The following is a 25193-nucleotide window of genomic DNA, read 5'->3' on the forward strand; positions in this document are numbered from 1 at the left end:
TGGGTTTCCTGTCACTTCGCGAGGTTTGCAAACCTCGCGAAGTGACGGTTTCCCCGCTTAACCGGGGAAACTGCGCTTCCGCTCAGGCGCGCACGTGGTGGCGGCCCAGCGGCAGGATCATCGGCCGGCCGCTGGTGGGGTCCTCGACGACGCGGGCGTCGAGACCGAAGACGATCTTCACCGTCTCCTGCGTGAGGACCTCCTCGGCAGTGCCCTGGGCGTGGATCAGCCCGCGGTCCACGGCGACGAGGTGGTCGGCGTAGCGCGCCGCGAGGTTGAGGTCGTGCAGCACCATCGCGATCGTCGTGCCGCGCGAGCGGTTGAGGTCGGTGAGCAGGTCGAGGACCTCCACCTGGTGGCACACGTCGAGGAACGTCGTGGGCTCGTCGAGCAGCAGCACCTCGGTCTGCTGGGCGAGCGCCAGGGCGATCCACACGCGCTGGCGCTGGCCGCCCGAGAGCTCGTCGACGACGCGGTCGGCCAGCTCGAGCACGCCGGTGGCCTCGAGCGCGTCGGCGACGATCGCGTCCTCGGCCGGTGTCCAGCGCGCGAACGAGCGCCGGTGCGGGTGGCGGCCCTGTGCCACGAGGTCGGCCACGGTGATGCCCTCGGGCGCGATGGGCGACTGGGGCAGCAGGCCGAGGCGGCGGGCCACCTGCTTGGTCGGCATCGAGTGGATGTCGCTGCCGTCGAGCAGGACGCGACCGGACTGCGCCGGCAGCAGACGCGCCATGCCGCGCAGCAGGGTGGACTTGCCGCACGCGTTCGCGCCGACGATCGTCGTGATCCTCCCGGCGGGCAGCGACAGGCTCAGGTCGGAGACGATCGGCCGGTCGCCGTACGCGAGGGTCAGGGACTCGGTGGTCAGGCTGGTGGTCACAGGGAGCCTCCCGTGCGCTGGGTGCGGATGAGCAGGTAGATCAGGAACGGGGCGCCGAGCGCGCCGGTGATGACGCCGACGGGGTAGCGCGTGTCGAACGCGTACTGCCCGATGAGGTCGGCCGCCAGCACGAGGGTGGCGCCGACGAGCGCCGACGGCACCATGAGCGAGCCGCGGTGGCCGACCAGGCGCGTGGCGATCGGCCCGGACATGAACGCCACGAACAGGATCGGTCCGGTGGCGGCGGTGGCGAACGAGGCCAGCGCCACGGCCACCAGCACGAGCATCCGCCGGGTGGCCTCGACCGGCACGCCGAGCCCGGCCGCGAGGTCCTCGCCGAGGCGCAGCAGCGACAGGCGCGGACCCAGCAGCAGCAGGATCGGCGTGAGCAGCACGAACGGGACGGCCGCGATCAGGACGGTGTCCCACGAGGCCAGGTTCAGGCTGCCGTTGAGCCAGCGCATGGCGCGCTGCAGGTCGAGCTCGTTGGCGTAGACCAGCAGGTACGACGTGACGCTGTGCAGCATCGCCGCGATGCCGATGCCCACGAGGATCAGCCGGGTGCCCACGGCCTTGCCGCTGGCGGCGAGGCCGTAGATCAGGGCGGCGGTGGCGATGCCCGCGACCACGGCGCCCATCGAGACGGCGAGGGTGCCGGCGCCCAGCACGACGATGCCGAACAGCGCGGCCGCGTTCGCGCCGTTGGTGATGCCGATGATGTCGGGGCTGGCCAGCGGGTTGCGCAGCATCGTCTGGAAGGTGATGCCCGCGAGCCCGAACGAGGCGCCGGCGGTGATCGCCAGCACCGCGCGCGGCAGTCGCAGTTCGCCGACGATGAAGGACGCGCCCGGGACCTGCTCGCCGATCAGCACGCGCCACACGTCGCCGAGCGAGTACACGGGGTCGCCGGCGGCGAGGGACACGACGAACAGCACGACGAGGATGACGGCCAGCGCGACGATGGCGGAGGTGGCGCGGCGGGCGCCGCGCGTGCGTGCGGCGTGGACCCGCTCGGGTGCGGTCAGGAGGGTCATGACGCACCTCCGGTGCGACGCAGGACGACCCATAGGAACACGGGGCCGCCGATGAGGGCGGTGATGACGCCGACGTCGATCTCGCCGGGGCGGCCGAGCACGCGGCCGACGACGTCGGCGACGGTCAGCAGCATGGCGCCCACGGTGGCGCAGATGGGCAGCAGCCAGCGGTGGTCGGCGCCCACGACGAGGCGGCACAGGTGCGGCACGATGAGGCCCACGAAGCCGATCGGCCCGGCGAGCGCCGTGGCGGCGCCGCACAGGACGATCGCGCCGGCCGCGGCCAGCAGGCGGGTGCGCACCACCGAGACGCCGAGACCGGCGGCGGCCTCGTCGCCGAGGGCGAGGATGTTCAGGGAGCGGGCCGACAGGAAGCAGATCGCGGCGCCGACCACGAGGATCGGCAGCACGAGCAGCGTGTCGGAGTTCTCGGCGCGGCCGACGCTGCCGACCTGCCAGTACCGGAACACGCGCATGACGTCGATCCGCGGCAGCAGGATGGCGCTCGACAGCGAGGTGAAGGCCGCGGTGCTGATGGCGCCCGCCAAGGCGAGCTTCAGCGGGGTGGGACCGCCGGGTCCGAGCGAGCCCACGACGTAGACGAACACGGCCGCCAGGGCGGCGCCCGCCAGCGCGAACGCGATGTACTCGGGCATCGTGGCGGCGCCGGCGAAGGCGATGCCGATGACCACGAGCAGCGAGGCACCGGAGTTGATGCCCAGGATGAACGGGTCGGCGAGCGGGTTGCGGGTGACCGCCTGCAGCACCGCGCCGGCCATCGCGAGGGCGGCGCCGACGAGCACGGCCAGGATCGTGCGCGGCACGCGCGACCGGATCGCGGCCGAGGTGACGTCGTCCCCGCCGCCCGTGGTGAGGGCGTCCCAGACCTCGCCGAGGCTGACGACGCGGGCGCCGAACGCGACGGAGAGGAGCACCGCGGCCACGAGGGCCACGAGGCTGACCAGGAACCACCACGGGGGGCGCCGCGTCTGCGCGGCACCCCCCACGGCGGAGTCGGTCGTCGTCGTCACTTCACCTTCGCAGCCGCGTCGGCGAGCAGGGTGACGTAGTCGTCCAGCATCCACGGGATCGACAGGGCCGAGGGCGACACGGCCGCGGCGAGCGGCGTGTTGTCCTCGAGCAGCGCGGCGCTGCCGCGCTCGAAGGCCGGGACCTTGCCGAGCAGCGGGTCGGCCTGGACCTTCTTGAGTGCGGCGTCGTCGCCGTAGCCCACGAAGATGTCGGCGCCCGCGAGCTCGTCGGCCTTCTCGGCGCTGATCTCGAGGAAGAACTGGTCGGTGTCGGCCGAGGCCTTCTCGACGAACTCGGGCGTCTCGAGGCCGAGGTCGTTCAGGAACGTGGCGCGGGTGTCGAACGCCGTGTAGTAGCCGATCTTGCTCAGGTCGCTCGGGTCGATCCAGCTCATGACGGCGCTCTTGCCCTGGATCTCGGGGCGCTTCGCGACGGCGTCGGAGATCTGCTGCTCGAGGTCGCCGATCAGCTGGTCGGCCTCGTCGGTCTTGCCCAGGGCCTGGCCCGTGAGCTCGATGGCGTCGCGCCACGGCGTGCCCCACGCCTTGTCGGGGTAGGCGACGGTGGGCGCGATCTTGCTGAGGGTCTCGTACTCCTCCTTCGTCAGGCCCGAGTGGACCGCGAGGATGAGGTCGGGCTCGGCCTTCGCGACGGCGGCGGCGTCGATGCCGTCGGTCTCGTCGAAGAGGGCGGGCGTCTCGCCGCCGAGCTCGTCGATCTTGTCCTTGACCCACGGGTGCAGGCCGTCGGTGTCGTCGTCGCCGTAGGTGACCTTGGGCATCGCGACCGGCACGACGCCCAGCGCGAGCGCGGTGTCCTGGTTCGACCAGGCGACGGCGACGACGCGCTGCGGCTCGGACTCGATCTCGGTCGTGCCGAACGTGTGCTTGACGCTGACGGGGAAGCCCTCGCCCGACGCACCCGAGGCGTCGTTCGAATCGTCGTCGGAGGAGCCGCAGGCGGCGAGGCTCAGAGCGAGTGCCGCAGCAGCGAGCAGGGGTGCGAGACGCAAGGGAGTGCCTTTCGTGACGTGTAGGTAAGCCAAGCCTAACCGTACGCCCACCTGGGACGCCACCGGCATCCGCCCTGCGAACACGGGGTGCTCCGGGTGGCTACGGTGGGTCCATGCCAGGACTGGACTTCGACCCGCTCGAGCGCGCCGGGGAGCTGTGGGAGGAGCGCATCGGGGACGCCACCTCGATGCGCCTCGCGACCTCGATCATGCGGGTCCACCAGATCGTGCTGGCCCGGCTCGACGGCGCCCTCAAGCCGTTCGGCATCACGTTCGCGCGCTACGAGGTGCTGCGGCTGCTGTCGTTCAGCTCCTCGGGCTCACTGCCGCTGTCGAAGATCGGCGAACGGCTCATGGTGCACCCGACCTCGGTCACCAACGTCATCGACCGGCTCGTCGCGGACGGCCTCGTCGACCGCAACATCGACCCCGCCGACCGGCGCCGCGTGTTGGCCTCGCTGACCCCCGCGGGCCTCAAGGTGCTCGACGCGGCCACCGAGGCGCTCACCGCGCTCGACTTCGGCGTCGGCGGCGTCAGTGCGCAGGACCAGCGCACGATCCACGAGCTGCTCACGCCGCTGCGCCGCGACGACTGGAGCTGACCGGCCCCGGGAACGGCGAACGCCGGCCCACCCGAGGGTGGACCGGCGTCCGGTGCGAGGCGACTGCCTCAGATCTTGCGGGGCCAGTACAGGAACGTGCCCTGGACCGTGGAGGTCGTCTTCAGGTAGACGCGGTACTTGTACTTCTTCTTCGACTTCCAGCTGACCTTGCCGTGGCCGTTGCGGTTCAGCTTGATGTGCTTCACGTTGCGCCACTTGCCCTTGTAGTAGCGCTTGACCGTGATCTTGGGAACGCGGACCGTGCTGCCGTTGGGCTGGTAGACGCGCCAGTTCTTGGCCTTCATCGTCAGCTTCGAGCCGCGCTTCACGATGGTCGCGGAGGGCAGGTAGCCCGTGCTGCGACGGATCGCGATGACGTTGCTGTCGGGCAGGCGCGTGACCGTGGAGTTGTAGTTCGCGTCGTACGACGTGACGCGGACGTTGCGCATCTGGGCCTTGCCGTAGCCGGAGGCGCGGGGCCACCAGGCGCTCAGGTTCGGCGAGCTGTTCGTGCCGACGAGCTCGTCGCGCACGCGGACGACGCCGTTGACGTAGATGTCGGCGCGGACGGACCAGCTGACGGAGCCGGGGACCGCGACACCGGCGCGGGTCTTGGCGTAGGTCTGCTTGCTGCTGGTCAGGACCGCCGAGGTCGTGAAGCGCACGGAGCCGGTGGCGGCGGAGGCCGCGCGGGGGGCGTCGACGGCGGTGGAGACGCTGCCGCGCTTGGCGGTGGCCGACTCGTCGGCGTGGGCCGAGATCGGCGCTGCCAGCGACAGCGTCATGGCGGTCGCAGCGGCCAGCGCGACCTTCGTGAAGGTTCGGTTCATTTTTCTCCCCGAGACGAAAATGTGTGAATTGGCAGGCTCAGTCTGCCACGGCCCCGCCGGATGGTCCTGCTCAACCGGCAAGTCGATGCCGAGTGTTCATCCGCGCACGGGCGAAGAAGTCACATCAGTCCCACTGGTCACATCAGTCGAGCATGGCGGCGCCGAGGGTCTCCTCGGGCACGCCGAGTCCCTCGACCAGCGCGAGCGCGTGCGGCCGCAGCTTCTCCAGCAGGGCGTTGATCTCGGTGGTGACGGCCTTCGCGCGGGTGTCGCTGATGCGGTTGTGCTCCATGAACCACGCCTTGTCCCGCTCGATCACGGTGAGGGCGTAGAGGGAGCACAGGTCGCGCAGCACGTCGGCGGCCTCCTCGTCCTCGCACCGCGCGATGCCGGCGGTGAACGCCTCGAGCACGACGCGGTCGATGTGGACCTGGCCGATCTTGACCACGTGGTCCTGTGCGGCGTTGAACATCTCGAACGCGGCGCCCCGGTCGTCGCCGGCGCGGCGCAGGCGACGCGCCGCGGTCTCGATGACGTGCTGCTCGCGGTCCTCGAACAGGTCGAGCTGGGTGCCGCGGTCGAGCAGGTTGTGGTCGTCGTCGCGCGAGCGCGCGTCGATGAGGCGCTGGATCAGCTGGGCCGCGGCGGTGCGCTCCTTGACCGTCTCGGCGACGGTGCCGGCGGCGAACCTCACCATGCCGACGGGGTCGAGTCCGGTGACCTCCTTGGCGTACGAGGTCAGCAGCTCCTTGGCCACCAGCTGGAGCAGCACCACGTTGTCGCCCTCGAACGTGGTGAACACGTCGCTGTCGGCCTTGAGGGTGGTGAGGCGGTTCTCCGAGAGGTAGCCCGCGCCTCCGCAGGCCTCGCGGCACTCCTGGATCGCGCGGGTGGCGAACGAGGTGAGCGCGGCCTTCAGGCCGGCGGCGCGGCCCTCGAGCTCGCGCTGGGCGTGCGCGTCGGGATCGGCCTCGGTCTGGAGGCGGTGCATGCGCGCGACGAGCTGGTTGTGGGCGAACCGGAAGGCGTAGGCCTCGGCGAGCAGCGGCAGCAGGCGCCTCTGGTGCATCCGGTAGTCGAGCAGCACCGTCTCCTCGCCCGGCACGCCCTCGAACTGACGGCGCTGGAGCGCGTACCGGGTGGCGATGCTCAGCGCGACCTCCGCCGCGGCGCGGGCCGAGCCGCCCACGCTGACACGGCCGCGGATGAGCGTGCCGATCATCGTGAAGAAGCGCGCGTTGAGGCTGTCGATCGGGGAGGAGTAGGTGCCGCCCTCGTCCACGTTGCCGTAGCGGTTGAGCAGGTTCTCGCGCGGGATCCGCACCTGGTCGAACATGATGCGGCCGTTGTCGACGCCGCCCAGGCCGCCCTTGTGGCCGCAGTCGCTGGTGGTGACGCCGGGCAGGTCGTCGCCGGCCTCGTCGCGGATCGGCACGACGAAGCAGTGCACGCCGTGGTCCTCGCCGAGCGTGACGAGTCGGGCGAAGACGGCGGCCACGCGCGCGTGCTTCGCGGCCCCGCCGATGTAGTCCTTGCGCGCCGACGGCGTGGGGGAGTGCACGACGAACTCCTGCGTCGCGGGGTCGTACGTCGCCGTGGTCTCGAGGCTCTGCACGTCGCTGCCGTGACCCGTCTCGGTCATCGCGAAGCAGCCGAGCAGGTCGAGGTTGATCAGCGCGGGGATGTACTTCTCGTGGTGGCGCTCGGTGCCGAGGTTCTCGATCGCGCCGCCGAACAGGCCCCACTGCACGCCGGCCTTCACCATGAGCGAGAGGTCGAACTGCGCGAGCATCTCGATGCCCGTGACGGCCATGCCCGGATCCCCCGTGCCGCCGTTCTCCGTGCGGAAGCCCGCGGCGGGGATCCCGGTGGGCACGAGCTGCTTCATCTGGTCGAGCACGCGCTCGCGGGCCTCGTCGAGGGTGAGCGAGTGGTCGTAGGCCAGGTCGAGCCTCGCGAGCTCGATGCGGCTCTGCTCGCGCACGTGACGCCACTTGCCGTCGATGGACCGTCGAAGTTCCTCACCGAGACTCATGCGCACAGGCTAGTGGCGCCCGCCCACGACGACACGGTGAAGGACTGGTACTCCTGAGGGCATGGGGTTCCTGTCCTCGGTGCTGCTGGCGCTGGTCGCCGCGATCACGCCCGTCACGCCCCCGCCGGCGGGCGGCGTGGCCGACTACCAGCTCGGCGGCGCCTACCGTCCGGCCGCCAAGGTCGAGATCGTGGTGCGCGACCGCACCGAGCAGCCCGCCCCCGGCGTCTACTCGGTCTGCTACGTCAACGCGTTCCAGACCCAGCCGGGCTCGCTGCGGTGGTGGAAGAAGCACCACCCGGGACTGCTGCTGCGCGACCGGAAGGGCCGCGTCGTGCGCGACCCGGGCTGGCCCGACGAGGTGCTGCTGGACCTGCGCTCGGCGCGCAAGCGCACGGTCGCGGCGGGGGTGGCGCGGCGCTGGTTCGCCGACTGCGCCGACCGGGGCTTTCGCGCGGTCGAGCCCGACAACCTCGACTCGTGGACCCGCTCGAAGGGGCTGCTGAAAGGCTCGCAGGCGAAGGCGTTCGCCAAGCGGCTGGTCCTCGCGGCGCACGCCGAGGGGCTCGCGATCGCGCAGAAGAACACGCCCCAGCTGAACGGCCGGCGGCTCGGCTTCGACTTCGCGATCGCCGAGGAGTGCGAGGTCTACCGCGAGTGTGGCCGCTACACGCGCCTGTACGGCCGCCGCGTGATCGAGGTCGAGTACACCGACAACGGCCGGCGTGCGTTCCTGCGCGCCTGCAAGGCCCGCGGCTCGCGGATCTCGGTACTCCTGCGCGACCGCGACGTCGTCCCCCGCGGCGCCCCCGGCCACCGCTACCGCACCTGCTGACCACGGCTCCGCCGCGCGAGATCTGTAGCGGTCTTCACCATTTCGGCGGCGGATCGGCCGGAAAGCGGTGGACACCGCTGCACATCTGGTCCGCGGGACGCGGAAAAGGGGAGGGCCGGAGCCTGTTAGCCTGCTCCCCACAACCACACACCTTCCGCAGTGCCAGGGGAAGCCGGTGCGAATCCGGCGCTGACCCGCAACCGTGAGACCGCCCGAGACGGGTCGGCGAGCCGGAGCACCTGCCTGTCGGAACCGACCACACGCTGTCGAGGAACGCAGCGGGCGGAGCCGAGGTCGCACGACGATCAGGCCCCTTCCCGTCCGATGCAGCGGGAAGGACCCCTGATGAGAACACCCCTGCGTCGACGCGCCCTCGCGGTGCTCGCAGGCGGCGCGGTCGCGCTGTCCACCGCCGTCGCCCCCACCGCCTCGGCGGCCCCCACGCCCTCCACCTCCGCGGCCGGCACGTGGCTCGCCGCCCAGCTGACCGGCGGCGTCGTCCACAACGACCAGTGGGACTACGACGACTTCGGGCTGACGCTCGACGTGCTGGCCGCGCTGCGTGCCCTCGACGTCCAGCCGGCGGCCCAGCAGCAGATCCTGACCGCGGTGACGTCGCGCGTGGACGAGTACGTCGAGTCCACGTGGGAGGGCGTCACGACGTTCTACCCCGGCTCGGCCGGCAAGCTCGCCCTCGCGGTCGACGCCGCGGGCGGCGACGTGACCTCGGTCGGCGGCCGTGACCTGGTGGCCGACATCGAGGCCGCCACGAACGACGAGACCGGCGAGTCCGCCGACACCTACGGGCTGTTCGGCCAGACCTTCGCGACCCGCGGCCTGATCGCGGGCGACAGCGACGAGGCCGCCGCGTCGGTCGGCTACGTGGCCGCGCAGCAGTGCGAGAACGGCACCTTCCGCCAGGTGCTCACCGCGCCGTGCCCCGAGGTGCCGGAGATCGACACCACGACCGCCGCGCTGCACACGCTCCTCGAGGCGCGCGCCGCGGGCATCACCGTCGACGCGGCGGTCGTCGACCGCACCGTCGCCGCGATCGTCGCGGCGCAGGCCGCCGACGGCTCGTTCGTCGGCAACGGCGTGGCCAACACGAACTCCACGGGCCTCGCCGCGACGGCGCTCGCCCGTGCGGGCCGCACCACCGAGGCCGCGAAGGCCGCCGCGTATGTCGCGCGCCACCAGGTCACTGAGGCCACGGGCGGCAAGCTCGCGTCCGAGCGCGGCGCGGTCGCCTACGACGGAGCCGCGCTGGCCGCCGGCCGCGAGGACGGCATCGACGAGTTCGCGATCGACCAGTGGATCCGCGCCTCGGCGCAGGCCGCCCCGGCGCTCGCGCTGCTCTCCGCGCCGAAGGTCACGGTGTCGGTGCCCAAGTACGTGCGCTCGGGCAGCACCCTGAAGGTCACCGCCAGCGGTCTGGCCGCCGGCTGGAGCAGCACGGCTCGCGTCTCGGGTGGCACCTCCGCCCGCGCCGTCGTCCCGTCCGCCGGTCGCGCCACGTTCACGGTGCGCGCCCCGAAGGGCACCGCGAAGCGTGCGGTCGTCGTCGGCGACGCCACCGGCCGCGCCGTCGCGACCTCCTCGGTGCAGGTGCTGGCCGCCAAGAAGCTGCGTGTCTCGTCGAAGTCGACGGTGCGCCGCGCCAAGGTGCAGAAGGTCGTCGTCCGCGGCCTCGTCGCCGGCGAGCCGGTGCGCGTCTACTACCGCGGCAAGCTCGTCAAGCGCGGCGTCGCGTCGAAGGCCGGCAGCTACACGTATCGCCTCAAGGTCGGCAAGAAGGTCGGCCGGACGAAGGTCATCGTCCGCGGCGCCTATGCCGAGCGCAACGGCGTGCGGGTCTTCCGGATCGTGAAGTGACCCGTCTCGTCCATCGCCTCCTGGCGGCGACCCTCCTCGGGGTCGCCGCCGGGCCGGCGGCGCTCAGCGCCCCCGCGCACGCGGCCGCGTGCACCAGCGGGACGGGCGTCACGGTCGTCGTCGGGTCGAGCGTCGGCTGCGACGCCGACGGCGGTGGACGCGCCGCGAACAACTTCGTCGACGCGGGGCACCAGCTGAGGTACGCGTCGCGCGCGCCCGGCTTCGTCTGCCAGGTGAACGGCGCGCCCGCGTCGGACCCGTGCGTCGAGGCCTCGCCCGTGGACGCCTACTGGGGCCTGTTCTGGTCGGACGGCAAGACCGGAAGCTGGACCTACTCGAGTCTGGGCGTCACCGCGCTGAAGGTGCCGCAGGGCGGCTCCGTCGCGTTCGTGTTCCAGGACTCCTCGTCGCGGACGTGGCCCTCGGTCAAGCCCCCGGTGGCGGCCCCCGCCCCCACGCCTCCGCCCTCGCGTCCCACCTCCGCCAGCCCGAAGCCCGGTTCGAAGGAGCAGGGGTCGAAGGCGTCGACTCCGAAGCGGTCGACGCCTTCGACGCGGGCCGCGAGCCCGGCCTCCTCGGCTCCCTCGGCCACGGCGAGCGCGTCGGCGGGGGCGACCCCGTCCCCCTCGACGGCGACGCCGTCCGCGAGCGCCTCGACCGCCACCCCGAGTGCGTCGGCTCCCGCGGCCTCGGCCGGGACGGACGACGACGTTGCTGGCGCGCCCGCCGTGCAGCCGACCGCGGCCGAGGGGTCGGATGCGACCTCGGGCGCCGCGCTCGCGACCGCGGCCGCCGTGGTGGTCGTGCTGGCCGCCGCGGGGGGAGTGGTCTGGTACCGCCGCCGGGCGGGCTGAGGGCGCGGTGCGAGTAGACTCCTGACGTTGGACCAACGTCCGGCGCAGGGGAAACCGGTGCGATTCCGGTGCTGTGCCGCAACCGTCAGCCCTGCCCGCCCGGGCGGTGCGAGCCGGGAACCCGCGCCGGGACGCCGCCACCAGATGTTGTCGAGCAGCGACGGGTGGGCGAACCGCCCTCGTGGACCTCGCCCCCGTCCCGTGGGGAAGGGGACCGGATGACCGCCGTCGTCGACCCCACCCCCACCCGGCCGCCAGCGGCCACCGGACGGCCGCGGCGCGAGCTGCATCCCGGCGCCTGGTGGCTGTGGGCGCTGGGGCTCGCGGCCGGTGCCTCGTTCACGCTCAACCCGTTCCTGCTGCTGGTCACGGTCGCGATCGCGGCGCTCGTCGTGGCCGCCTGCCGCGGCGATGCGCCGTGGGCGCTGTCGTTCCGGTACTACCTGTACTTCGGCCTCGTCATCGTGGTCATGCGGGTCGTGTTCCGGATCCTGCTCGGTGGCGGCTCCGCCCCCGGCGACCCCGTGCTGTTCTCGCTGCCCGAGATCCCGCTGCCGGAGGTGGCCCGCGGGATCCAGCTGCTCGGCGACGTCACGGTCAACGAGGTCCTCGTGGGCCTGTACGACGGCATGCGGCTGGCCACGCTGGTGATCTGCGTCGGCGCGGCGAACTCCCTGGCCAACCCGAAGCGGCTGCTCGCCTCGGCCCCGCCGGCGCTCTACGAGGTCGGGGCGGCGCTCGTCGTCGCGGTCTCGGTCTTCCCCCAGCTGGCCGAGAGCGTGCGCCGGGTCAACCGCGCCCGCAAGCTGCGCGGTGACGCCAGCCGCGGCACCGGCGCCATGCACCGCATCGTCATCCCCGTGCTGGAGGACGCGCTCGACCGGTCGATGACGCTGGCCGCGGGGATGGACGCGCGCGGCTACGGCCGCAGCGGCACCGCCACGCAGCGCGACCGGTTCGCCACCGGCGTGCTCATGCTGGTCGGCCTGTTCGGGCTGAGCGTCGGCACCTACGGCTACCTCGACGGCACCGCGCCACGGATCCTGTCCTACCCGATGCTGGCGCTGGGCCTCGTGTTCGCCGTGCTGGCGCTGCGGTCGGCGGGCCGACGCGTGCAGCGCACCCGCTACCGCCCGCAGCGCTGGCACCTGGCCGAGTACCTCACCGCGGGCTCGGGCCTCGCCGTCGCCGTGGGGCTCAAGCTGCTGTCCTCCGAGCAGATCGCCGTGATCTACCCGAGCGTGCCGGGCTGGCCACCCGTGAGCGTCCTGTCGCTGGCCGTCGTGGCGATCGGGATCCTGCCGGTGTTCGTCGCGCCGCAGGCCCCCTCCGCCCACGACCACGTCGGAGGTGACGACGCATGATCCGCTTCGACGACGTCTCGTTCTGGTACGAGGGCGCCAGGCGTCCCACCTTGCGCGACGTCGGCCTCGAGGTCGAGGAGGGCGAGCTCGTCCTCGTCTCGGGCCGCACCGGCTCGGGCAAGTCCACGCTGCTCGGCATGCTCAACGGACTCGTGCCGCACTTCACCGGCGGCACGCTCGCCGGCGACATCCACGTCGACGGCGCCTCGATCCTGGGCCGACCGCCGCGCGAGCTGGCGCACCTGGTCGGCTACGTCGCCCAGGACCCGGTCTCGGGCTTCGTCGCCGACGTGGTCGAGGAGGAGCTCGCCTACGGGATGGAGCACCTCGGCCTCGACCCGCAGACGATGCGCCGCCGCGTGGAGGAGACGCTCGACCTGCTCGGCATCGCCGACCTGCGCCGCCGCTCGGTGCGGTCGCTGTCCGGAGGCCAGCAGCAGCGGGTCGCGATCGGCTCGGTGCTGACGATGCACCCGCGGGTCCTCGTGCTCGACGAGCCGACCTCGGCCCTCGACCCCACCGCGGCCGAGGACGTGCTCGCCACGATCGCGCGCCTCGTCGACGACCTGGCGCTCACCGTCGTCGTGGCCGAGCACCGCATGGAGCGGGTCGTCCCGTTCGCCGACCGCCTGGCCGTGGTCGAGGACGGTCGGGTCCGCATCGGCGAGACCGCCGACCTGCTGGTCGACGCGCCCGTCGCGCCGCCGCTGGTCCATCTCGGCCGGCTCGCCGACTGGAGCCCGCTGCCGCTGTCGGTGCGCGAGGCCCGCCGCCGGGTCAAGCCGCTCGCCGCGCGCCTCGGGCCGCCGCCGGTGCACGTGCCGTTCGAGCGCCCGCCGGCGCTGCGGGCGCGCGGCGTCACCGTGCAGTACGGCCGCTTCACCGCGGTCGACGACGTCGACCTGCAGGTCGGCCACGGCGAGGTCGTCGCGCTGATGGGCCGCAACGGCTCGGGCAAGAGCTCGCTGCTGTGGGCCGTGCAGGGCACGGGCGACCGGGTGGACGGCGCGGTCGACGTCGACGGCGTCGACCCGGGTGACGTCCGCCCGTCCGAGGCGCGCATGCTCGTCGGCCTCGTCCCGCAGACCGCCGCCGACCTGCTCTACCTGGAGACCGTCGACCGCGAGTGCGCCGCAGCCGACGACCAGTCCGGCGTGGCGCCGGGCTCGTGCCGTGCGCTGCTCGACCGCCTCGCCCCGGGCATCCCCGGCGACCGCCACCCGCGCGACCTGTCCGAGGGGCAGAAGCTCGCGCTGGTGCTGGCGATCGTCCTGACGGCGCAGCCCGCGGTGGTCGCGCTCGACGAGCCCACGCGCGGTCTCGACTACCCCGGCAAGGCCGCGCTGGCGGCGATCCTGCACGACCTCGCCGCCGAGGGACGCGGCGTGGTCGTGTCGAGCCACGACGTCGAGTTCGTCGCCTCGGTCGCGGACACCGTGGTCGTGATGGCCGAGGGCGAGGTCGTCTCCACCGGACCGGTCCGCACCGTGCTGGCCGAGTCGCCCGCGTTCGCCCCGCAGGTCTCCAAGGTGCTCGGCCGCGACTGGCTCACCGTGGACGAGGTCGCCGCCGCGCTGCCGTCGGAGGTCGTCCGATGACCTCGCCGCGGCACACCGCCGTCCCCGTCACGCCGCGCTCCGCGCTCGTGCTGGCGGCCGCCAGCGTCGCCGGCCTGCTCATGCTGCTGTGGCCGCTGATCTTCACGCCGGCCGAGGGCCAGACGCGCGTCGACCAGCCCTTCATCTTCATGGCGCTGATGCCCGTGGTCGTCCTGGTGGTCGTCGCCGAGCTGTCGGAGGGCGGCCTGGACTCCAAGGCGCTCGCGATGCTGGGCGTCCTCAGCGCGATCAACGCGGCCGTCCGTCCGCTGGGCGCGGGCGTCGCCGGGGTCGAGCCGATCTTCTTCCTGCTGATCCTCGGCGGGCGCGTGTTCGGTCCGGGCTTCGGCTTCGTGCTGGGCTGCACGAGCCTGTTCGCGTCCGCGCTCCTGACGTCCGGAGTGGGCCCGTGGCTGCCGTTCCAGATGCTCTGCGCCGCGTGGGTGGGGATGGGCGCGGGCCTGCTGCCGCGCCGCGCCACGGGCCGGGCCGAGATCGCGGTGCTGGCCGCCTACACGGTGGTCGCGGCGTTCGCGTACGGGCTGCTGATGAACCTGTCGTCGTGGCCGTTCACGCTGGGCATCGCGATCCCCGGCGCCGAGGACTCCCTCGCGATGGTGCCCGGCGACCCCGTGCTGGAGAACCTTCAGCGCTTCCTCGTCTTCACCCTGCTCACCTCGTTCTGGGGCTGGGACCTCGGCCGCGCGATCACCAACGCGCTGCTGGTCGTGTTCCTGGGCCCCGCCGTCCTGGCCACGCTGCGGCGCGCCGCCCGGCGTGCCCGCTACCTCTCCAAGGAGTCCACATGAAGAGCCTGCTCGCCCGCCTCGCCGCGGCCACCCTGCTGTCGACCGGCGCGATCGCGCTGCCGACGGCGGCGTCGGCCGAGGACCACGGGTCCTGCGACGCGGCCTCGGACGTGCCGGTGGTGCTGGAGTTCGGCACGCTCGACGGCGAGGACCGCGTGCTGTGCGCGAAGGACGCGGCGGGCGACACCGGCCTAGAGGTCCTCGATGCCGTGGACCTGGAGACCGAGGAGACCACCGCCGCGATGCCGATGGTGTGCCGCATCGAGGGTCAGCCGACGCCGGAGCAGGAGAAGTGCGGCAACGCCCTCAACGGCCCCGGCTACTGGGCGTTCCTCGTGGCGAAGGAGGACCAGGACTGGGGCTACGCGTCGGTGGGCCTGCAGGAGTACGAGGTCGCCGAGGGCGACTTCATCGCGCTGAAGTACCACCTGATGGCCGACGGCGAGACCGTCGAGGTCGCCGCCCCGGCGAGCGCCGAGACCCGCGCCGCGGCCGAGGTCACCCATGACTCCGCGTACCAGAGCGATCTCACGGTCATCGAGGACGACGACACCCCGCTGGCCGCCATCGCGCTGCCGATCGCCATCGCCGCCGCGCTGCTCGTCGCCGTCGCCGCCTTCGTCGTCGGCCGCCGGCGCCGCGGCTGACCCCGCCCCGTCCCGAGATGTGCTCCGATCTCGACCTTTCAGACCGGTTGAAACGTCGACATGGGAGCAAGTCTCGGGGATGCGGAGGACTCAGTCGGCGGCGGCCAGCAGCTCGGCGCTGGCCTGCTCGATCGCCTCGGGGGAGAGGGCGTGGCCGATGGCCATCGCCGCGGCGCCCAGGACGCCGGACTGCTCGCCGCTGACCGACGGCACGATCCGCAGGTGCTCGGTGGCCAGCGGCAGCGACCGGCGGTAGACCTCCTCGCGGATGCCGGCGATGAGGTGCTCACCCGCCTCGGCGAGCGCGCCGCCGATCACCACGACCGACGGGTTGATGAAGTTCACGATCATCGCCAGGACGTCACCGATGTCGCGGCCCGCCTGGCGCACCGCCTGGATCGCCTCGAGGTCGCCCGCGCGGACGAGCTCGACCACGTCGGTGGCCTCGGTGACCCCGGTCCGCCCCAGCTCGCGTGCGATCGCCGGGCCGGCCGCGAGCGCCTCGAGGCAGCCGACGTTGCCGCAGCGGCAGACCACGTCGCTGCTGCGCGACACCCGGATGTGGCCGATGTCGCCCGCGGTGCCCTGCCCGCCGCGCTGGAGCTCGCCGCCGGCGATGATGCCCGCGCCGATGCCGGTGGCCACCTTGATGAGGATGAGGTCGTCGATCTCGGGGAACTGGGTGTCCTGCTCTCCCAGCGCCATGATGTTCACGTCGTTGTCGATCAGCACGGGCACGTCGAACGAGCCGCGCACGAACTGCGGCACGTCGAACCGGTCCCAGCCGGGCATGATCGGCGGGTTGATGGCGCGCCCGGTGGAGTGCTCGACGGGTCCCGGCAGGCCGATCCCGATCCCGGCGAGGTCGCCCAGCGGGCGCTCGGTCTGCAGCAGCAGCCGCTCGATCGTGGCGGTGACCCAGTTCAGGACGGGCACGGGGCCGTCGGCGATGTCGAGGTCCTGGCGCTCCTGGGCCAGCACGGCGCCCGACAGGTCGACGATCGCCGCGCGGGCATGACGCGCGCCGAGGTCGATCGCGGCCACCACGCGGGCGGCGGTGTTGACCGCGAGCAGTGACGGGGGACGCCCGCCGGTGGAGCTCCGCCCGCCGTAGGGGGTGATGAGGCCGAGGCGCAGCAGCAGGTCCACGCGGGACGCGACGGTGGAGCGGGCCAGGCCCGTCGACTCCGCCAGCTCCGCGCGGGTCATGGGCCGACCCTCGCGCTGGAGCAGGGCGAACACGTCGCTGGTCTTCACGGGGGTGATTCAACCACTCGGGCTTTTGAACGTCTAGCGCACAACTTCTGCCGACTTCTCGACAGAAGTGGAGATCTGTGTCACAGTGCAACCGTGAACGACGCTGTCTTGAACGAGCGGGGGACCCCGCCGGTGCTGCGCGTGCGCGGCGTGACGAAGTCCTTCGTCGGCAACCCGGTGCTGCACGGCGTGGACCTCGACCTGGTCCCCGGCGAGGTCCACGGACTCGTGGGCGAGAACGGCGCCGGCAAGTCGACCCTCATGAAGATCCTCGCGGGCGTGCATCCCGCGGACTCGGGGTCGGTCGAGCTCGGTGGCGAGCCCGTCGCGTTCACCCACCCCGTCCAGGCGCAGCGCGCCGGGCTCGCCACCGTCTTCCAGGAGTTCAACCTGCTGCCCGAGCGGACGATCGCCGAGAACATCTATCTCGGTCGCGAGCCGCGCCGCCGCGGACTCGTGGACACCCGCGGGATGGAGCGTCAGGCCGGTGAGCTGCTGCGCGGCCTCGGCATCGAGGGCCTGCGCCCGTCGCGCCGCGTGCGCTCGCTCTCGGTCGCCGAGCAGCAGATCGTCGAGATCGCGAAGGCCGTCAGCTTCGACGCGCGCGTCATCCAGATGGACGAGCCCACGGCCGCGCTGGCCGACCACGAGGTCGAGCTGCTCTACCGCATCGTGCGCGAGCTGACCTCGCGCGGCGTCGCCATCGTCTACGTCTCGCACCGCCTGCGCGAGGTCCTCGACCTGTGCGACAACGTCACCGTCCTCAAGGACGGCCGTCAGGTCGACACGCGCCCCGCGTCCGAGCTCGACGAGGCCACGCTCGTGCGCCTCATGGTCGGCCGCCCCATGGACTCGTTCTTCCCCGATCCGGTCCCCGGCACCACCGTCGGCGAGCCGCGGCTGGAGCTGCGCGGCGCCGGCAACGGCTACGTTGACGGCATCGACCTGACCCTGCGCGGCGGCGAGATCGTCGGCATCGCGGGCCTCCAGGGCTCGGGCCGCACCGAGTTGCTCGAGGCGATCTTCGGCATCGAGCCGCTCGCCCGCGGCGAGATCGCGATCGACGGCGTCGTCACCCCGATCGGCACGCCGCGTCGCGCGATCCGCTCGGGCCTCGCGCTGGTGACCGAGGACCGCAAGGCCACCGGCCTGGCGCTGCACCAGTCGCTGCTCGACAACGCGCTCGGTGTCGTCCGCGCCGTCTTCCCCCGCCGCACCGACGCGGTCCGCCGCGACGTCCCCGAGCTGTTCGGCTCGCTCTCGGTCTCGGCGCGCGCGCTCAGCCAGGAGGCCCAGCTGCTCTCCGGCGGCAACCAGCAGAAGGTCGTGCTGGCGCGGTGGCTCGCCACCGACCCGCGCGTCGTCCTGCTCGACGAGCCCACCCGCGGCATCGACGTCGGCGCGAAGCACGCGATCTACGAGGTCATGCGCAGCCTCGCCGCCCGCGGCGTCGCGGTTCTGATGGTCTCCAGCGAGCTGCCCGAGGTGATCGGCATGTCCGACCGCGTGCTGGTGATGCGCGACGGCCGGCTGGCGGGGGAGCGACCCGGCGGCTCCGACGAGGAGTCGATCCTGTCGCTCGCCGCCGGCCTCGACGAGGAGGTGGCCTCATGAGGGCCCGGCTCGCTGCACTCGACTCCACGATGATCGTCTGGATCGTGCTGCTGATCTCGGTGGTCGTCGGCTCGATCATCACGGCGATCGAGGGACGCAACTTCTTCAGCGTCGGCAACATCGACAACGTCCTGACGACGATGACGATCCTGGGCCTGATCGCGATCGGCCAGACCCTGGTGATCCTCGCCGGCTCGCTCGACCTGTCGGTGCCGTTCGTGGTCAGCCTCTCCAGCGTGCTGGCGGGCGGGATCATGGCCGGCCAGACCTCCAACATCGTGCTGGGCGTGGTCGCGGCGCTGGCCGTCGCGGTGGTCTTCGGCCTCGTGAACGGCCTTATCGTCAGCCTGCTGCACGTGCACGGCTTCATCGCGACGCTCGGCACGGGCCTCGTCGTCTCGGGCTACCTCGGCTCGAACTACCAGGGCAGCCATGGCTCGGCGCCGTACGCGTTCCGGCTGCTCGACGCGACCCGGATCGGACCGGTGCCGGTCGCCACGCTCATCATGCTGGCGTGCGCGGGCCTGGCCGTCCTGATGCTGCGCCGCACTCGCCTGGGCCACCACCTCTATGCCGTCGGCGGCAACGCCGACGTGGCACGCATGTCGGGCCTGCGGACCCAGGTGCCGATCATCGCGGCGCACGTCATCTGCTCGGTGACCGCGGCGCTCGCCGGCCTGCTGCTGCTCGCGCGCCTCGGCGTCGGCCAGCCGACGGTCGGCTCGCAGGGCGGCTACGACCTCATGTCGATCGCGGCCGTCGTGCTCGGCGGCACGCTGCTCGCCGGAGGCAAGGGCAGCATCGTCGGCACGATCGCCGGCGTCGGCATCTTCGCCGTCCTCGACAACGTCATGGGCGTCATGGAGCTCAACCCGTTCCTCAAGGACGTCGTGCGCGGCATCGTCATCGTCGTCGCGGTGGCCGTCTACGCGCGCCGGGAGATCGACCGGCGGCCCGAGCGCTTCGGGTCCGCCGCCCCCGCCGAGACCACGGAGGTGGCCCGATGACCACGCGCGTGCTGCCCGTCCACGAGACCACGTTCGGTCGCCGGTCCCTGGCGGCCCTGGCCACCCCCGGCGGCGGTGTCTTCCTGCTCGTGATCGCCCTGCTGCTCGCGATCATGGTCTCGAACCCGAGCTTCGCCGACGGCAACACGCTGATCCGCTTCGCCGGCCGCACGGCGCCGATCGCGATCGCGGCGATGGGTCAGTACTTCGTCATCGTCAGCGGCGAGTTCGACCTGTCGATGGGCGCGGTCATCGCCGCGCAGGTGGTGCTCGCCGGCAACGTCATCGGCCAGGACGAGGCCAACATCCTCCCGGGCCTGCTGCTGATGTTCGTCGTCGGCGCGCTGATCGGTCTGGTCAACGGCCTGGCCACCACGCTGCTGCGGGTGCCGAGCTTCATCGTGACGCTCGGCATGATGCTGTCGCTGACCGGCCTCGTCCGCTACGTCACGGGCGGCGCCGCCACGGGCAACCCGTCCGACCGCTTCCGCGAGATCGGCCGCGGCGGCATCCAGGACGTGCCGCTCGTCGGGACGATCCCGTACCCGCTGATCGTGCTGATCGTCGCGGGCGCGTTCGCCGTGTGGCTCATGCGGCGCCCGTACGGCCGCACCCTCATCGCCGCCGGCGACAACCCCGAGGCCGCCCGCTTCTCGGGCACGCCGCTGTGGTGGACGAAGACGCGCGCCTTCATGATCTCGTCGCTGTCCGCCACCGTCGCGGGCATCCTGCTGGTCGGCTACGCCGGCGTCCACCCGTCGGTCGGCTCGGGCTACGAGTTCGCCGCGATCACCGCGGTCGTGCTCGGCGGCGTGGTCCTCGGCGGCGGGCGCGGCTGGGTCCTCTCGGCGGCCGCCGGCGCGTTCGCCCTGGAGCTGCTCTTCGTGCTGCTGAACAGCCTGGGCATCGAGTCGACGTGGCGCGACACCGTGCAGGGACTCATCATCATCGTCGCGGTCGCCCTGGCCGGCCGCGCGTGGCAGGGCGCCGTCCGCCGGCGGCCCACCGTGACTTCTCCACCCACCCCACCCCAGCCCGCGACGGGCGATACGACAGGAGAGAACTGATGCGAGCATCGATGAGAGGGGTACTCGTGTCGGCCGCGGCCGTGCTGGTACTCGCTGCCTGCAGCACGGACGACGTGTCCGACGCGGGCGACGACGACTCGGGTTCGAAGGACACCGAGTGGTTCGTGCAGGCGGACTTCGACCGCCAGAACGAGCAGCGCAGCGCGACGTTCGAGGGAGACGCCGCGACCCCGTGGCTGCAGTACATCGACGGTGACATGACGGACACCTCGAAGTTCAAGTCCGAGGGCGCCAAGAAGGTCTGCTTCGCCAACGCCTCGATCAGCAACCCGTGGCGCCAGACCGGCTGGATCACGATGCAGCAGCAGCTGAAGGTGCTCCAGGACGAGGGCGTCGTCTCGCAGATGGAGACCCGCGACGCGCAGGACTCCGACGACACGCAGATCGCGGACATCGACTACTTCATCAAGGAGGGCAACTGCGACGCCTTCATCATCTCGCCGAACTCGACCGCGGCGATGACCCCGGCCGTCGAGCGCGCCTGTGAGACGGGCAAGCCGGTCGTCGTGTTCGACCGCGGCGTCGACACCGACTGCGCCACGTCGTTCATCCACCCGATCGGTGGCTACGCGTGGGGCATCGACACGGCCGAGTTCCTGGTCGACAACCTCGAGAAGGGCGACAAGGTCGTCGCGCTGCGTATCCTGCCCGGCGTCGACGTCCTGGAGACCCGCTGGGCCGCCGCCGAGAAGATCTTCGAGGAGAACGACATCGAGGCCGACGACCAGTTCACGGACGCCGACCCGACGAAGATCAAGCAGATCATCACCGACGCGATCAACTCCGACGACATCAAGGGCGTCTGGATGGACGCCGGTGACGGTGCCGTCGCCGCGATCGAGGCCTTCGAGGACGCCGGCAAGGACTACCCGGTCATGACCGGTGAGGACGAGATGAGCTTCCTGCGCAAGTGGGAGGAGACCGGTCTGACCGGACTCGCGCCGGTCTACTCGAACTTCCAGTGGCGCACCCCGCTGCTGGCGGTGCAGAAGATCTTCGCGGGCGAGGAGGTGCCGACCGAGTGGGTGCTGCCCCAGTCGCCGATCACCGAGGACGACCGTGCGGACTACCTGAAGGCGAACGACGGCATGCCCGACGGGCACTACGCCAAGTTCGGCGGCGAGGACCTCCCGGGCTTCCCGAAGGCTTGGCAGGACCGCTGACCGTGACCGGGTGGCGGCGACCCGCCGCCACCCGGCCCACCCCGTCCCTCTCGACAGGAGCTCTTGTGCGCAGCATCGGCATCAACACGTGGGTCTGGCAGTCCCCGCTCACCGACGCCACGGTGGAGGCCCGCCTGGAGCACGTCGCCGCGCTCGGCTTCGACGCGGTCGAGCTCCCGCTCGAGGGACTCGGCGACCTGACGCCCGACGTCGTCGGGCCGGTGCTGGAGCGCGCCGGTCTGGTGCCGCTCGTCGTGGGCGCCATGGCTCCCGGACGCGACCTCGTGGAGGCCGACGGCGCGGCGGTCGCGGCGACGCAGGACTACCTGCGTGGCTGCGTCGACCTCGCCTCCGGCATCGGCGCGGCCGCGGTCTGCGGACCGTTCTACGCGGCCACCGGCCGCACGTGGCGGATGACCCCGGACGAGCGGCGCTCCGCCTACGCGCAGTGGCGCGAGCACCTCGCGCCGGTCGTCGAGCACGCGGCCGAGCACGGCGTGCGGATCGGCATCGAGCCGCTCAACCGCTACGAGACCTCGCTCGTCAACACCGTGGCCCAGGCGCTCGAGGGACTCGACGGCCTGCTCGGTCCGTCGCTGGGCCTCGCCCTGGACACCTACCACCTGAACATCGAGGAGCGGTCCAGCGCGGACGCGGTCCGGGCGGCCGGCGAGCACCTCGTGCACGTGCAGGTCTGCGGCAGCGACCGCGGCGCACCCGGAGGCGACCAGACCGACTGGCCGGCCCTGATCGCCGCCCTCGACGAGGTCGGGCACACCGGCCCACTCGTCATCGAGAGCTTCACCGCCGAGAACGCCTCCATCGCGACGGCAGCCTCGATCTGGCGCCCGCTCGCGCCCACGCAGGACGACCTCGCCCGCGACGGTCTCGCGTTCCTGCGCGACCTGACCCGGACGGAGGCGGCGTGATGAGCGCGCGCGAGCTGCGGGTGGCCGTCATCGGCTACTCCTTCATGGGCCGGGCCCACTCCAACGCCTGGCGCAACGTCGGCGCGTTCCACCCCGACCTTCCCGCCGTGACCCAGCAGGTCCTCGTCGGTCGCGACGAGTCCGCCGTGCGCGGCGCCGCGCCCACCCCCTCCCACCAGCTGGGCTGGCGCGAGTGGGCCACCGACTGGCGCGACGTGGTGACCCGCGACGACGTGGACGTCGTCGACGTCTGCACGCCCGGCCACCTCCACCACGAGATCGCGCTGGCCGCCCTGCGCGCCGGCAAGCACGTGGTGGTCGAGAAGCCGCTCACCAACACGATCGACCAGTCCGTCGAGCTCGTCGCCGCGGCGCAGGAGGCGCGCTCGCGCGGGGTGCGCTCGATGGTGGGGTTCAACTACCGCTGCGTGCCCGCGCTGGCGCTCGCCCGCGAGATCGTCGCCGAGGGCCGGATCGGCCAGGTCCGCCAGGTCCGGGCGTCCTACCTGCAGGACTGGCTCGTCGACCCCGACGCGCCGATGACGTGGCGGCTGCGCAAGGAGCAGGCCGGGTCCGGTGTGCTCGGCGACCTCGGCTCGCACGTCGTGGACCAGGTCCGCTTCCTGCTCGACGACGAGATCGCGAGCGTCTCGGGCCGCCTCGAGACCTTCGTCGGGTCGCGTCCCGGACCCGCCGGCCCGGAGGACGTGACCGTCGACGACGCCGCGTGGGCGCTGCTCGGCACGAGCCGTGGCGCCGTCGTCAGCCTCGAGGTCAGCCGGATGGCCGCGGGCCGCAAGAACGCGCTGCAGATCGAGGTCTACGGCTCCGGTGGCTCGGTCGCCTTCGACCTCGAGCGCCTCAACGAGCTGTGGGTCGACACGGGCCAGGGCCGCACGCGCGTCCTCGTGACCGAGCCCGACCACCCGCACCTCGCCGCCTGGTGGCCGCCGGGCCACGTGCTGGGATGGGACCACACGTTCACGACGCAGGCCGCCGGGTTCCTGTCCGCGATCGCCTCGGGCGTCGACCCGACACCGTCGTTCGAGGACGGGCTCGCGGTGCAGCGGGTGCTCGACGCGATCGAGCGCAGCGCCGTGGCGGGCCGCGGCACGGTCGAGCTCGCGCGATCCTGATCATCGAAGGAGACACCATGGGCAAGCGCTTCACCCTCTTCACGGGCCAGTGGGCCGACCTCACCCTCGAGGAGGTCGCGGAGCTCGCGGCGCGCTGGGGGTACGACGGTCTCGAGATCGCCGTGTCGGGCGAGCACCTCGACGCGTGGCGCTGGGACGACGACGAGTACGTCGAGGGGCGCCTGGAGATCCTGCGCCGCCACGGGCTCGGCTGCTGGGCGATCTCGAACCACCTGAAGGGCCAGGCGGTCTGCGACGACCCGATCGACGACCGGCACCGCTCGATCGTCGGCCCGCGCGTGTGGGGCGACGGTGACCCCGAGGGCGTCCGCCGGCGCGCGGCCGAGGAGATGCAGCACACCGCGCGCCTCGCGCAGCGGATGGGCGTCGACGTCGTGGTGGGCTTCACGGGCTCGTCGATCTGGCAGTACGTGGCGATGTTCCCGCCGGTCCCCGCCGAGCGCATCGCGGCCGGCTACCAGGACTTCGCCGACCGCTGGAACCCGATCCTCGACGTCTTCGACGAGTGCGGCGTGCGATTCGCGCACGAGGTCCACCCGTCCGAGATCGCCTACGACCACTGGTCGACGGTGCGGGCGATGGAGGCGATCGGCCACCGCGAGGCGTTCGGCCTCAACTGGGACCCCAGCCACATGGTGTGGCAGGGGATCGACACCGTCGCGTTCATCAGCGACTTCGCCGACCGGATCTATCACGTGGACTGCAAGGACATCCGGATGCGGATGGGCGGCGGCAGGAACGGCATCCTCTCGTCGCACCTGCCGTGGGGCGACCAGCGCCGCGGCTGGGACTTCGTCTCCACGGGTCGCGGCGACGTGCCGTGGGAGGACGCGTTCCGCGCACTCGCCCGCATCGGCTACGACGGTCCGATCTCGGTGGAGTGGGAGGACGCGGGCATGGACCGCCTCCGCGGCGCCCCGGAGGCGCTGGGGTTCCTCAAGCGCTTCGACTTCGAGCCGCCGACCGCCTCGTTCGACTCCGTGTTCGATCAGGGCTGACCGTCGCGGCACCGGACGGGACTAGGCTGCGAGGGTGAGGACCCTCATCACCGGAGGCGTGCGCTCGGGCAAGTCGTTCCATGCCGAGTCGCTCGTCGTCGCGGCCCCCGACGTCACGTACATCGCCCCCGGTCCGGCCCCCGATCCGGAGTTCGACCCCGACTGGGCGGCCCGGGTCGAGGCGCACCGTAGCCGGCGTCCCGCCCACTGGAAGACGGTCGAGACCGCCGACCTCGAGCGCGCGATCGCGATGACCGACGACACGGTGATCATCGACTGCCTCGGCACGTGGGTGACCGCCCTGGTCAGCGAGCTCGACGGCTGGGACCAGACCCTCGACGACTGGGAGCCCGAGTTCTGGCTGCGCGTCGAGCGCGCCGCGCAGGCCATGACCGCGCACGGGGAGGACGTCGTCGTGGTGACGAACGAGGTCGGCTGGGGCGTCGTGCCCGAGCACCGCTCCGGGCGCCTCTTCCGCGACCTCCTCGGCAAGGTCAACCAGCGCTTCGCGATGGACTGCGACGAGGTCCTCCTCGTCGTCTCGGGCCGCGTCCTGCGCCTCTGAGCCGCGCGGGC

The 25193-nt window shown here is 72.3% G+C and carries 23 protein-coding genes and 2 riboswitches; of the genes, 16 read left to right on the top strand and 7 right to left on the bottom strand.

Features of this window, described 5'->3' with window-relative positions:
• Positions 1 to 82: 82 nt before the first annotated feature.
• From ACGWYL_RS07630 to ACGWYL_RS07645, 4 genes are read right to left on the bottom strand one after another with little or no spacing between them, the layout of a single operon-like run.
• Positions 83 to 880 (bottom strand): ABC transporter ATP-binding protein, encoded by a 798-nt coding sequence (locus tag ACGWYL_RS07630; RefSeq protein WP_395486856.1) that lies wholly within the window; start codon positions 878 to 880, stop codon positions 83 to 85.
• Positions 877 to 1914: a FecCD family ABC transporter permease gene (locus ACGWYL_RS07635; protein WP_395486857.1), complete on the bottom strand. Its 1038-nt coding sequence runs from the start codon at positions 1912 to 1914 to the stop codon at positions 877 to 879. The genes ACGWYL_RS07630 and ACGWYL_RS07635 overlap by 4 nt, the downstream gene beginning before the upstream one ends.
• On the bottom strand, positions 1911 to 2945 hold the full coding sequence (locus tag ACGWYL_RS07640; protein WP_395486858.1) for a FecCD family ABC transporter permease: 1035 nt from the start codon (positions 2943 to 2945) through the stop codon (positions 1911 to 1913). The genes ACGWYL_RS07635 and ACGWYL_RS07640 overlap by 4 nt, the downstream gene beginning before the upstream one ends.
• A complete protein-coding gene (locus ACGWYL_RS07645) occupies positions 2942 to 3958 on the bottom strand; it encodes an iron-siderophore ABC transporter substrate-binding protein (protein WP_218845931.1) in 1017 nt (338 codons plus the stop codon). The genes ACGWYL_RS07640 and ACGWYL_RS07645 overlap by 4 nt, the downstream gene beginning before the upstream one ends.
• A gap of 113 nt (positions 3959 to 4071) precedes the next feature.
• Between ACGWYL_RS07645 and ACGWYL_RS07650 the strand changes: the two genes are divergently transcribed.
• Complete coding sequence (locus ACGWYL_RS07650; RefSeq protein WP_179426687.1) at positions 4072 to 4560, top strand: MarR family winged helix-turn-helix transcriptional regulator; 489 nt, start codon at positions 4072 to 4074, stop codon at positions 4558 to 4560.
• 68 nt (positions 4561 to 4628) lie between these two features.
• On the opposite strand, the gene ACGWYL_RS07655 is transcribed toward ACGWYL_RS07650, so the two are convergent.
• Entirely contained in the window at positions 4629 to 5390 is a 762-nt protein-coding gene (locus ACGWYL_RS07655; protein WP_179426685.1) for a hypothetical protein, read from the bottom strand.
• Between the two features lie 142 nt (positions 5391 to 5532).
• Complete coding sequence (locus ACGWYL_RS07660) at positions 5533 to 7425, bottom strand: acyl-CoA dehydrogenase (protein WP_395486859.1); 1893 nt, start codon at positions 7423 to 7425, stop codon at positions 5533 to 5535.
• A 61-nt stretch (positions 7426 to 7486) separates the two neighbouring features.
• Here ACGWYL_RS07660 and ACGWYL_RS07665 point away from each other — a divergent pair, with 61 nt between their 5' ends.
• The 7 genes from ACGWYL_RS07665 to ACGWYL_RS07695 all read left to right on the top strand — a co-directional run bounded on the left by ACGWYL_RS07665 (position 7487) and on the right by ACGWYL_RS07695 (position 15404).
• Positions 7487 to 8260, top strand: coding sequence for an endo alpha-1,4 polygalactosaminidase (locus tag ACGWYL_RS07665; RefSeq protein ID WP_179426681.1), 774 nt, complete (start codon positions 7487 to 7489; stop codon positions 8258 to 8260).
• 164 nt (positions 8261 to 8424) lie between these two features.
• Positions 8425 to 8501: riboswitch (cobalamin riboswitch) on the top strand.
• 104 nt (positions 8502 to 8605) lie between these two features.
• Positions 8606 to 10132 carry a hypothetical protein gene (locus ACGWYL_RS07670; RefSeq protein WP_395486860.1) on the top strand — a complete coding sequence of 509 codons (1527 nt, stop codon included), beginning with the start codon at positions 8606 to 8608 and terminating at the stop codon, positions 10130 to 10132.
• Positions 10129 to 10986 carry a hypothetical protein gene (locus ACGWYL_RS07675; protein ID WP_395486861.1) on the top strand — a complete coding sequence of 286 codons (858 nt, stop codon included), beginning with the start codon at positions 10129 to 10131 and terminating at the stop codon, positions 10984 to 10986. Before ACGWYL_RS07670 ends, ACGWYL_RS07675 begins: the two co-directional genes overlap by 4 nt.
• Positions 10987 to 11032: 46 nt before the next feature.
• A riboswitch (cobalamin riboswitch) is annotated at positions 11033 to 11109 on the top strand.
• Between the two features lie 95 nt (positions 11110 to 11204).
• Complete coding sequence (locus ACGWYL_RS07680; protein WP_179426670.1) at positions 11205 to 12350, top strand: energy-coupling factor transporter transmembrane component T; 1146 nt, start codon at positions 11205 to 11207, stop codon at positions 12348 to 12350.
• Positions 12347 to 13948, top strand: a complete 1602-nt coding sequence (locus tag ACGWYL_RS07685; RefSeq protein WP_269305129.1) for an ABC transporter ATP-binding protein — start codon at positions 12347 to 12349, stop codon at positions 13946 to 13948. The genes ACGWYL_RS07680 and ACGWYL_RS07685 overlap by 4 nt, the downstream gene beginning before the upstream one ends.
• A complete protein-coding gene (locus ACGWYL_RS07690; protein WP_269305130.1) occupies positions 13945 to 14757 on the top strand; it encodes an ECF transporter S component in 813 nt (270 codons plus the stop codon). The genes ACGWYL_RS07685 and ACGWYL_RS07690 overlap by 4 nt, the downstream gene beginning before the upstream one ends.
• Positions 14754 to 15404: a hypothetical protein gene (locus tag ACGWYL_RS07695; RefSeq protein ID WP_395486862.1), complete on the top strand. Its 651-nt coding sequence runs from the start codon at positions 14754 to 14756 to the stop codon at positions 15402 to 15404. Before ACGWYL_RS07690 ends, ACGWYL_RS07695 begins: the two co-directional genes overlap by 4 nt.
• Positions 15405 to 15494: 90 nt before the next feature.
• Here ACGWYL_RS07695 and ACGWYL_RS07700 read toward each other — a convergent pair whose 3' ends face one another.
• The gene (locus ACGWYL_RS07700) at positions 15495 to 16661 is read right to left on the bottom strand and encodes an ROK family protein (RefSeq protein ID WP_317628272.1); all 1167 of its coding nucleotides are present in this window, start codon (positions 16659 to 16661) and stop codon (positions 15495 to 15497) included.
• A 93-nt stretch (positions 16662 to 16754) separates the two neighbouring features.
• Between ACGWYL_RS07700 and ACGWYL_RS07705 the strand changes: the two genes are divergently transcribed.
• The 8 genes from ACGWYL_RS07705 (at position 16755) to ACGWYL_RS07740 (ending at position 25182) form a co-directional block, all read left to right on the top strand.
• The gene (locus ACGWYL_RS07705; RefSeq protein WP_218845929.1) at positions 16755 to 18275 is read left to right on the top strand and encodes a sugar ABC transporter ATP-binding protein; all 1521 of its coding nucleotides are present in this window, start codon (positions 16755 to 16757) and stop codon (positions 18273 to 18275) included.
• Entirely contained in the window at positions 18272 to 19282 is a 1011-nt protein-coding gene (locus tag ACGWYL_RS07710) for an ABC transporter permease (protein ID WP_179426655.1), read from the top strand. Before ACGWYL_RS07705 ends, ACGWYL_RS07710 begins: the two co-directional genes overlap by 4 nt.
• Positions 19279 to 20349 carry an ABC transporter permease gene (locus tag ACGWYL_RS07715; protein WP_395486863.1) on the top strand — a complete coding sequence of 357 codons (1071 nt, stop codon included), beginning with the start codon at positions 19279 to 19281 and terminating at the stop codon, positions 20347 to 20349. Before ACGWYL_RS07710 ends, ACGWYL_RS07715 begins: the two co-directional genes overlap by 4 nt.
• Positions 20350 to 20360: 11 nt before the next feature.
• Positions 20361 to 21533, top strand: coding sequence for a substrate-binding domain-containing protein (locus ACGWYL_RS07720; protein WP_218845927.1), 1173 nt, complete (start codon positions 20361 to 20363; stop codon positions 21531 to 21533).
• A 65-nt stretch (positions 21534 to 21598) separates the two neighbouring features.
• A complete protein-coding gene (locus ACGWYL_RS07725) occupies positions 21599 to 22462 on the top strand; it encodes a sugar phosphate isomerase/epimerase family protein (protein ID WP_395486864.1) in 864 nt (287 codons plus the stop codon).
• A complete protein-coding gene (locus ACGWYL_RS07730; protein WP_395486865.1) occupies positions 22462 to 23598 on the top strand; it encodes a Gfo/Idh/MocA family protein in 1137 nt (378 codons plus the stop codon). Before ACGWYL_RS07725 ends, ACGWYL_RS07730 begins: the two co-directional genes overlap by 1 nt.
• A 17-nt stretch (positions 23599 to 23615) precedes the next feature.
• Entirely contained in the window at positions 23616 to 24617 is a 1002-nt protein-coding gene (locus ACGWYL_RS07735) for a sugar phosphate isomerase/epimerase (RefSeq protein ID WP_269305144.1), read from the top strand.
• Between the two features lie 34 nt (positions 24618 to 24651).
• The gene (locus ACGWYL_RS07740; protein ID WP_179426643.1) at positions 24652 to 25182 is read left to right on the top strand and encodes a bifunctional adenosylcobinamide kinase/adenosylcobinamide-phosphate guanylyltransferase; all 531 of its coding nucleotides are present in this window, start codon (positions 24652 to 24654) and stop codon (positions 25180 to 25182) included.
• Positions 25183 to 25193 lie beyond the last annotated feature (11 nt).

This window comes from Aeromicrobium sp. JJY06 (genome assembly GCF_044069275.1).
GTDB lineage: Bacteria > Actinomycetota > Actinomycetes > Propionibacteriales > Nocardioidaceae > Aeromicrobium > Aeromicrobium tamlense.

Bases quoted from the DNA above. Each gene is read 5' to 3' on its own strand.
- ACGWYL_RS07635 (WP_395486857.1), bottom strand. From the start codon at position 1,914: ATGACCCTCCTGACCGCACCCGAGCGGGTCCACGCCGCACGCACGCGC.
- ACGWYL_RS07650 (WP_179426687.1), top strand. From the start codon at position 4,072: ATGCCAGGACTGGACTTCGACCCGCTCGAGCGCGCCGGGGAGCTGTGG.
- ACGWYL_RS07655 (WP_179426685.1), bottom strand. From the start codon at position 5,390: ATGAACCGAACCTTCACGAAGGTCGCGCTGGCCGCTGCGACCGCCATG.
- ACGWYL_RS07660 (WP_395486859.1), bottom strand. From the start codon at position 7,425: ATGAGTCTCGGTGAGGAACTTCGACGGTCCATCGACGGCAAGTGGCGT.
- ACGWYL_RS07665 (WP_179426681.1), top strand. From the start codon at position 7,487: ATGGGGTTCCTGTCCTCGGTGCTGCTGGCGCTGGTCGCCGCGATCACG.
- ACGWYL_RS07670 (WP_395486860.1), top strand. From the start codon at position 8,606: ATGAGAACACCCCTGCGTCGACGCGCCCTCGCGGTGCTCGCAGGCGGC.
- ACGWYL_RS07680 (WP_179426670.1), top strand. From the start codon at position 11,205: ATGACCGCCGTCGTCGACCCCACCCCCACCCGGCCGCCAGCGGCCACC.
- ACGWYL_RS07685 (WP_269305129.1), top strand. From the start codon at position 12,347: ATGATCCGCTTCGACGACGTCTCGTTCTGGTACGAGGGCGCCAGGCGT.
- ACGWYL_RS07690 (WP_269305130.1), top strand. From the start codon at position 13,945: ATGACCTCGCCGCGGCACACCGCCGTCCCCGTCACGCCGCGCTCCGCG.
- ACGWYL_RS07695 (WP_395486862.1), top strand. From the start codon at position 14,754: ATGAAGAGCCTGCTCGCCCGCCTCGCCGCGGCCACCCTGCTGTCGACC.
- ACGWYL_RS07710 (WP_179426655.1), top strand. From the start codon at position 18,272: ATGAGGGCCCGGCTCGCTGCACTCGACTCCACGATGATCGTCTGGATC.
- ACGWYL_RS07715 (WP_395486863.1), top strand. From the start codon at position 19,279: ATGACCACGCGCGTGCTGCCCGTCCACGAGACCACGTTCGGTCGCCGG.
- ACGWYL_RS07720 (WP_218845927.1), top strand. From the start codon at position 20,361: ATGAGAGGGGTACTCGTGTCGGCCGCGGCCGTGCTGGTACTCGCTGCC.
- ACGWYL_RS07730 (WP_395486865.1), top strand. From the start codon at position 22,462: ATGAGCGCGCGCGAGCTGCGGGTGGCCGTCATCGGCTACTCCTTCATG.
- ACGWYL_RS07735 (WP_269305144.1), top strand. From the start codon at position 23,616: ATGGGCAAGCGCTTCACCCTCTTCACGGGCCAGTGGGCCGACCTCACC.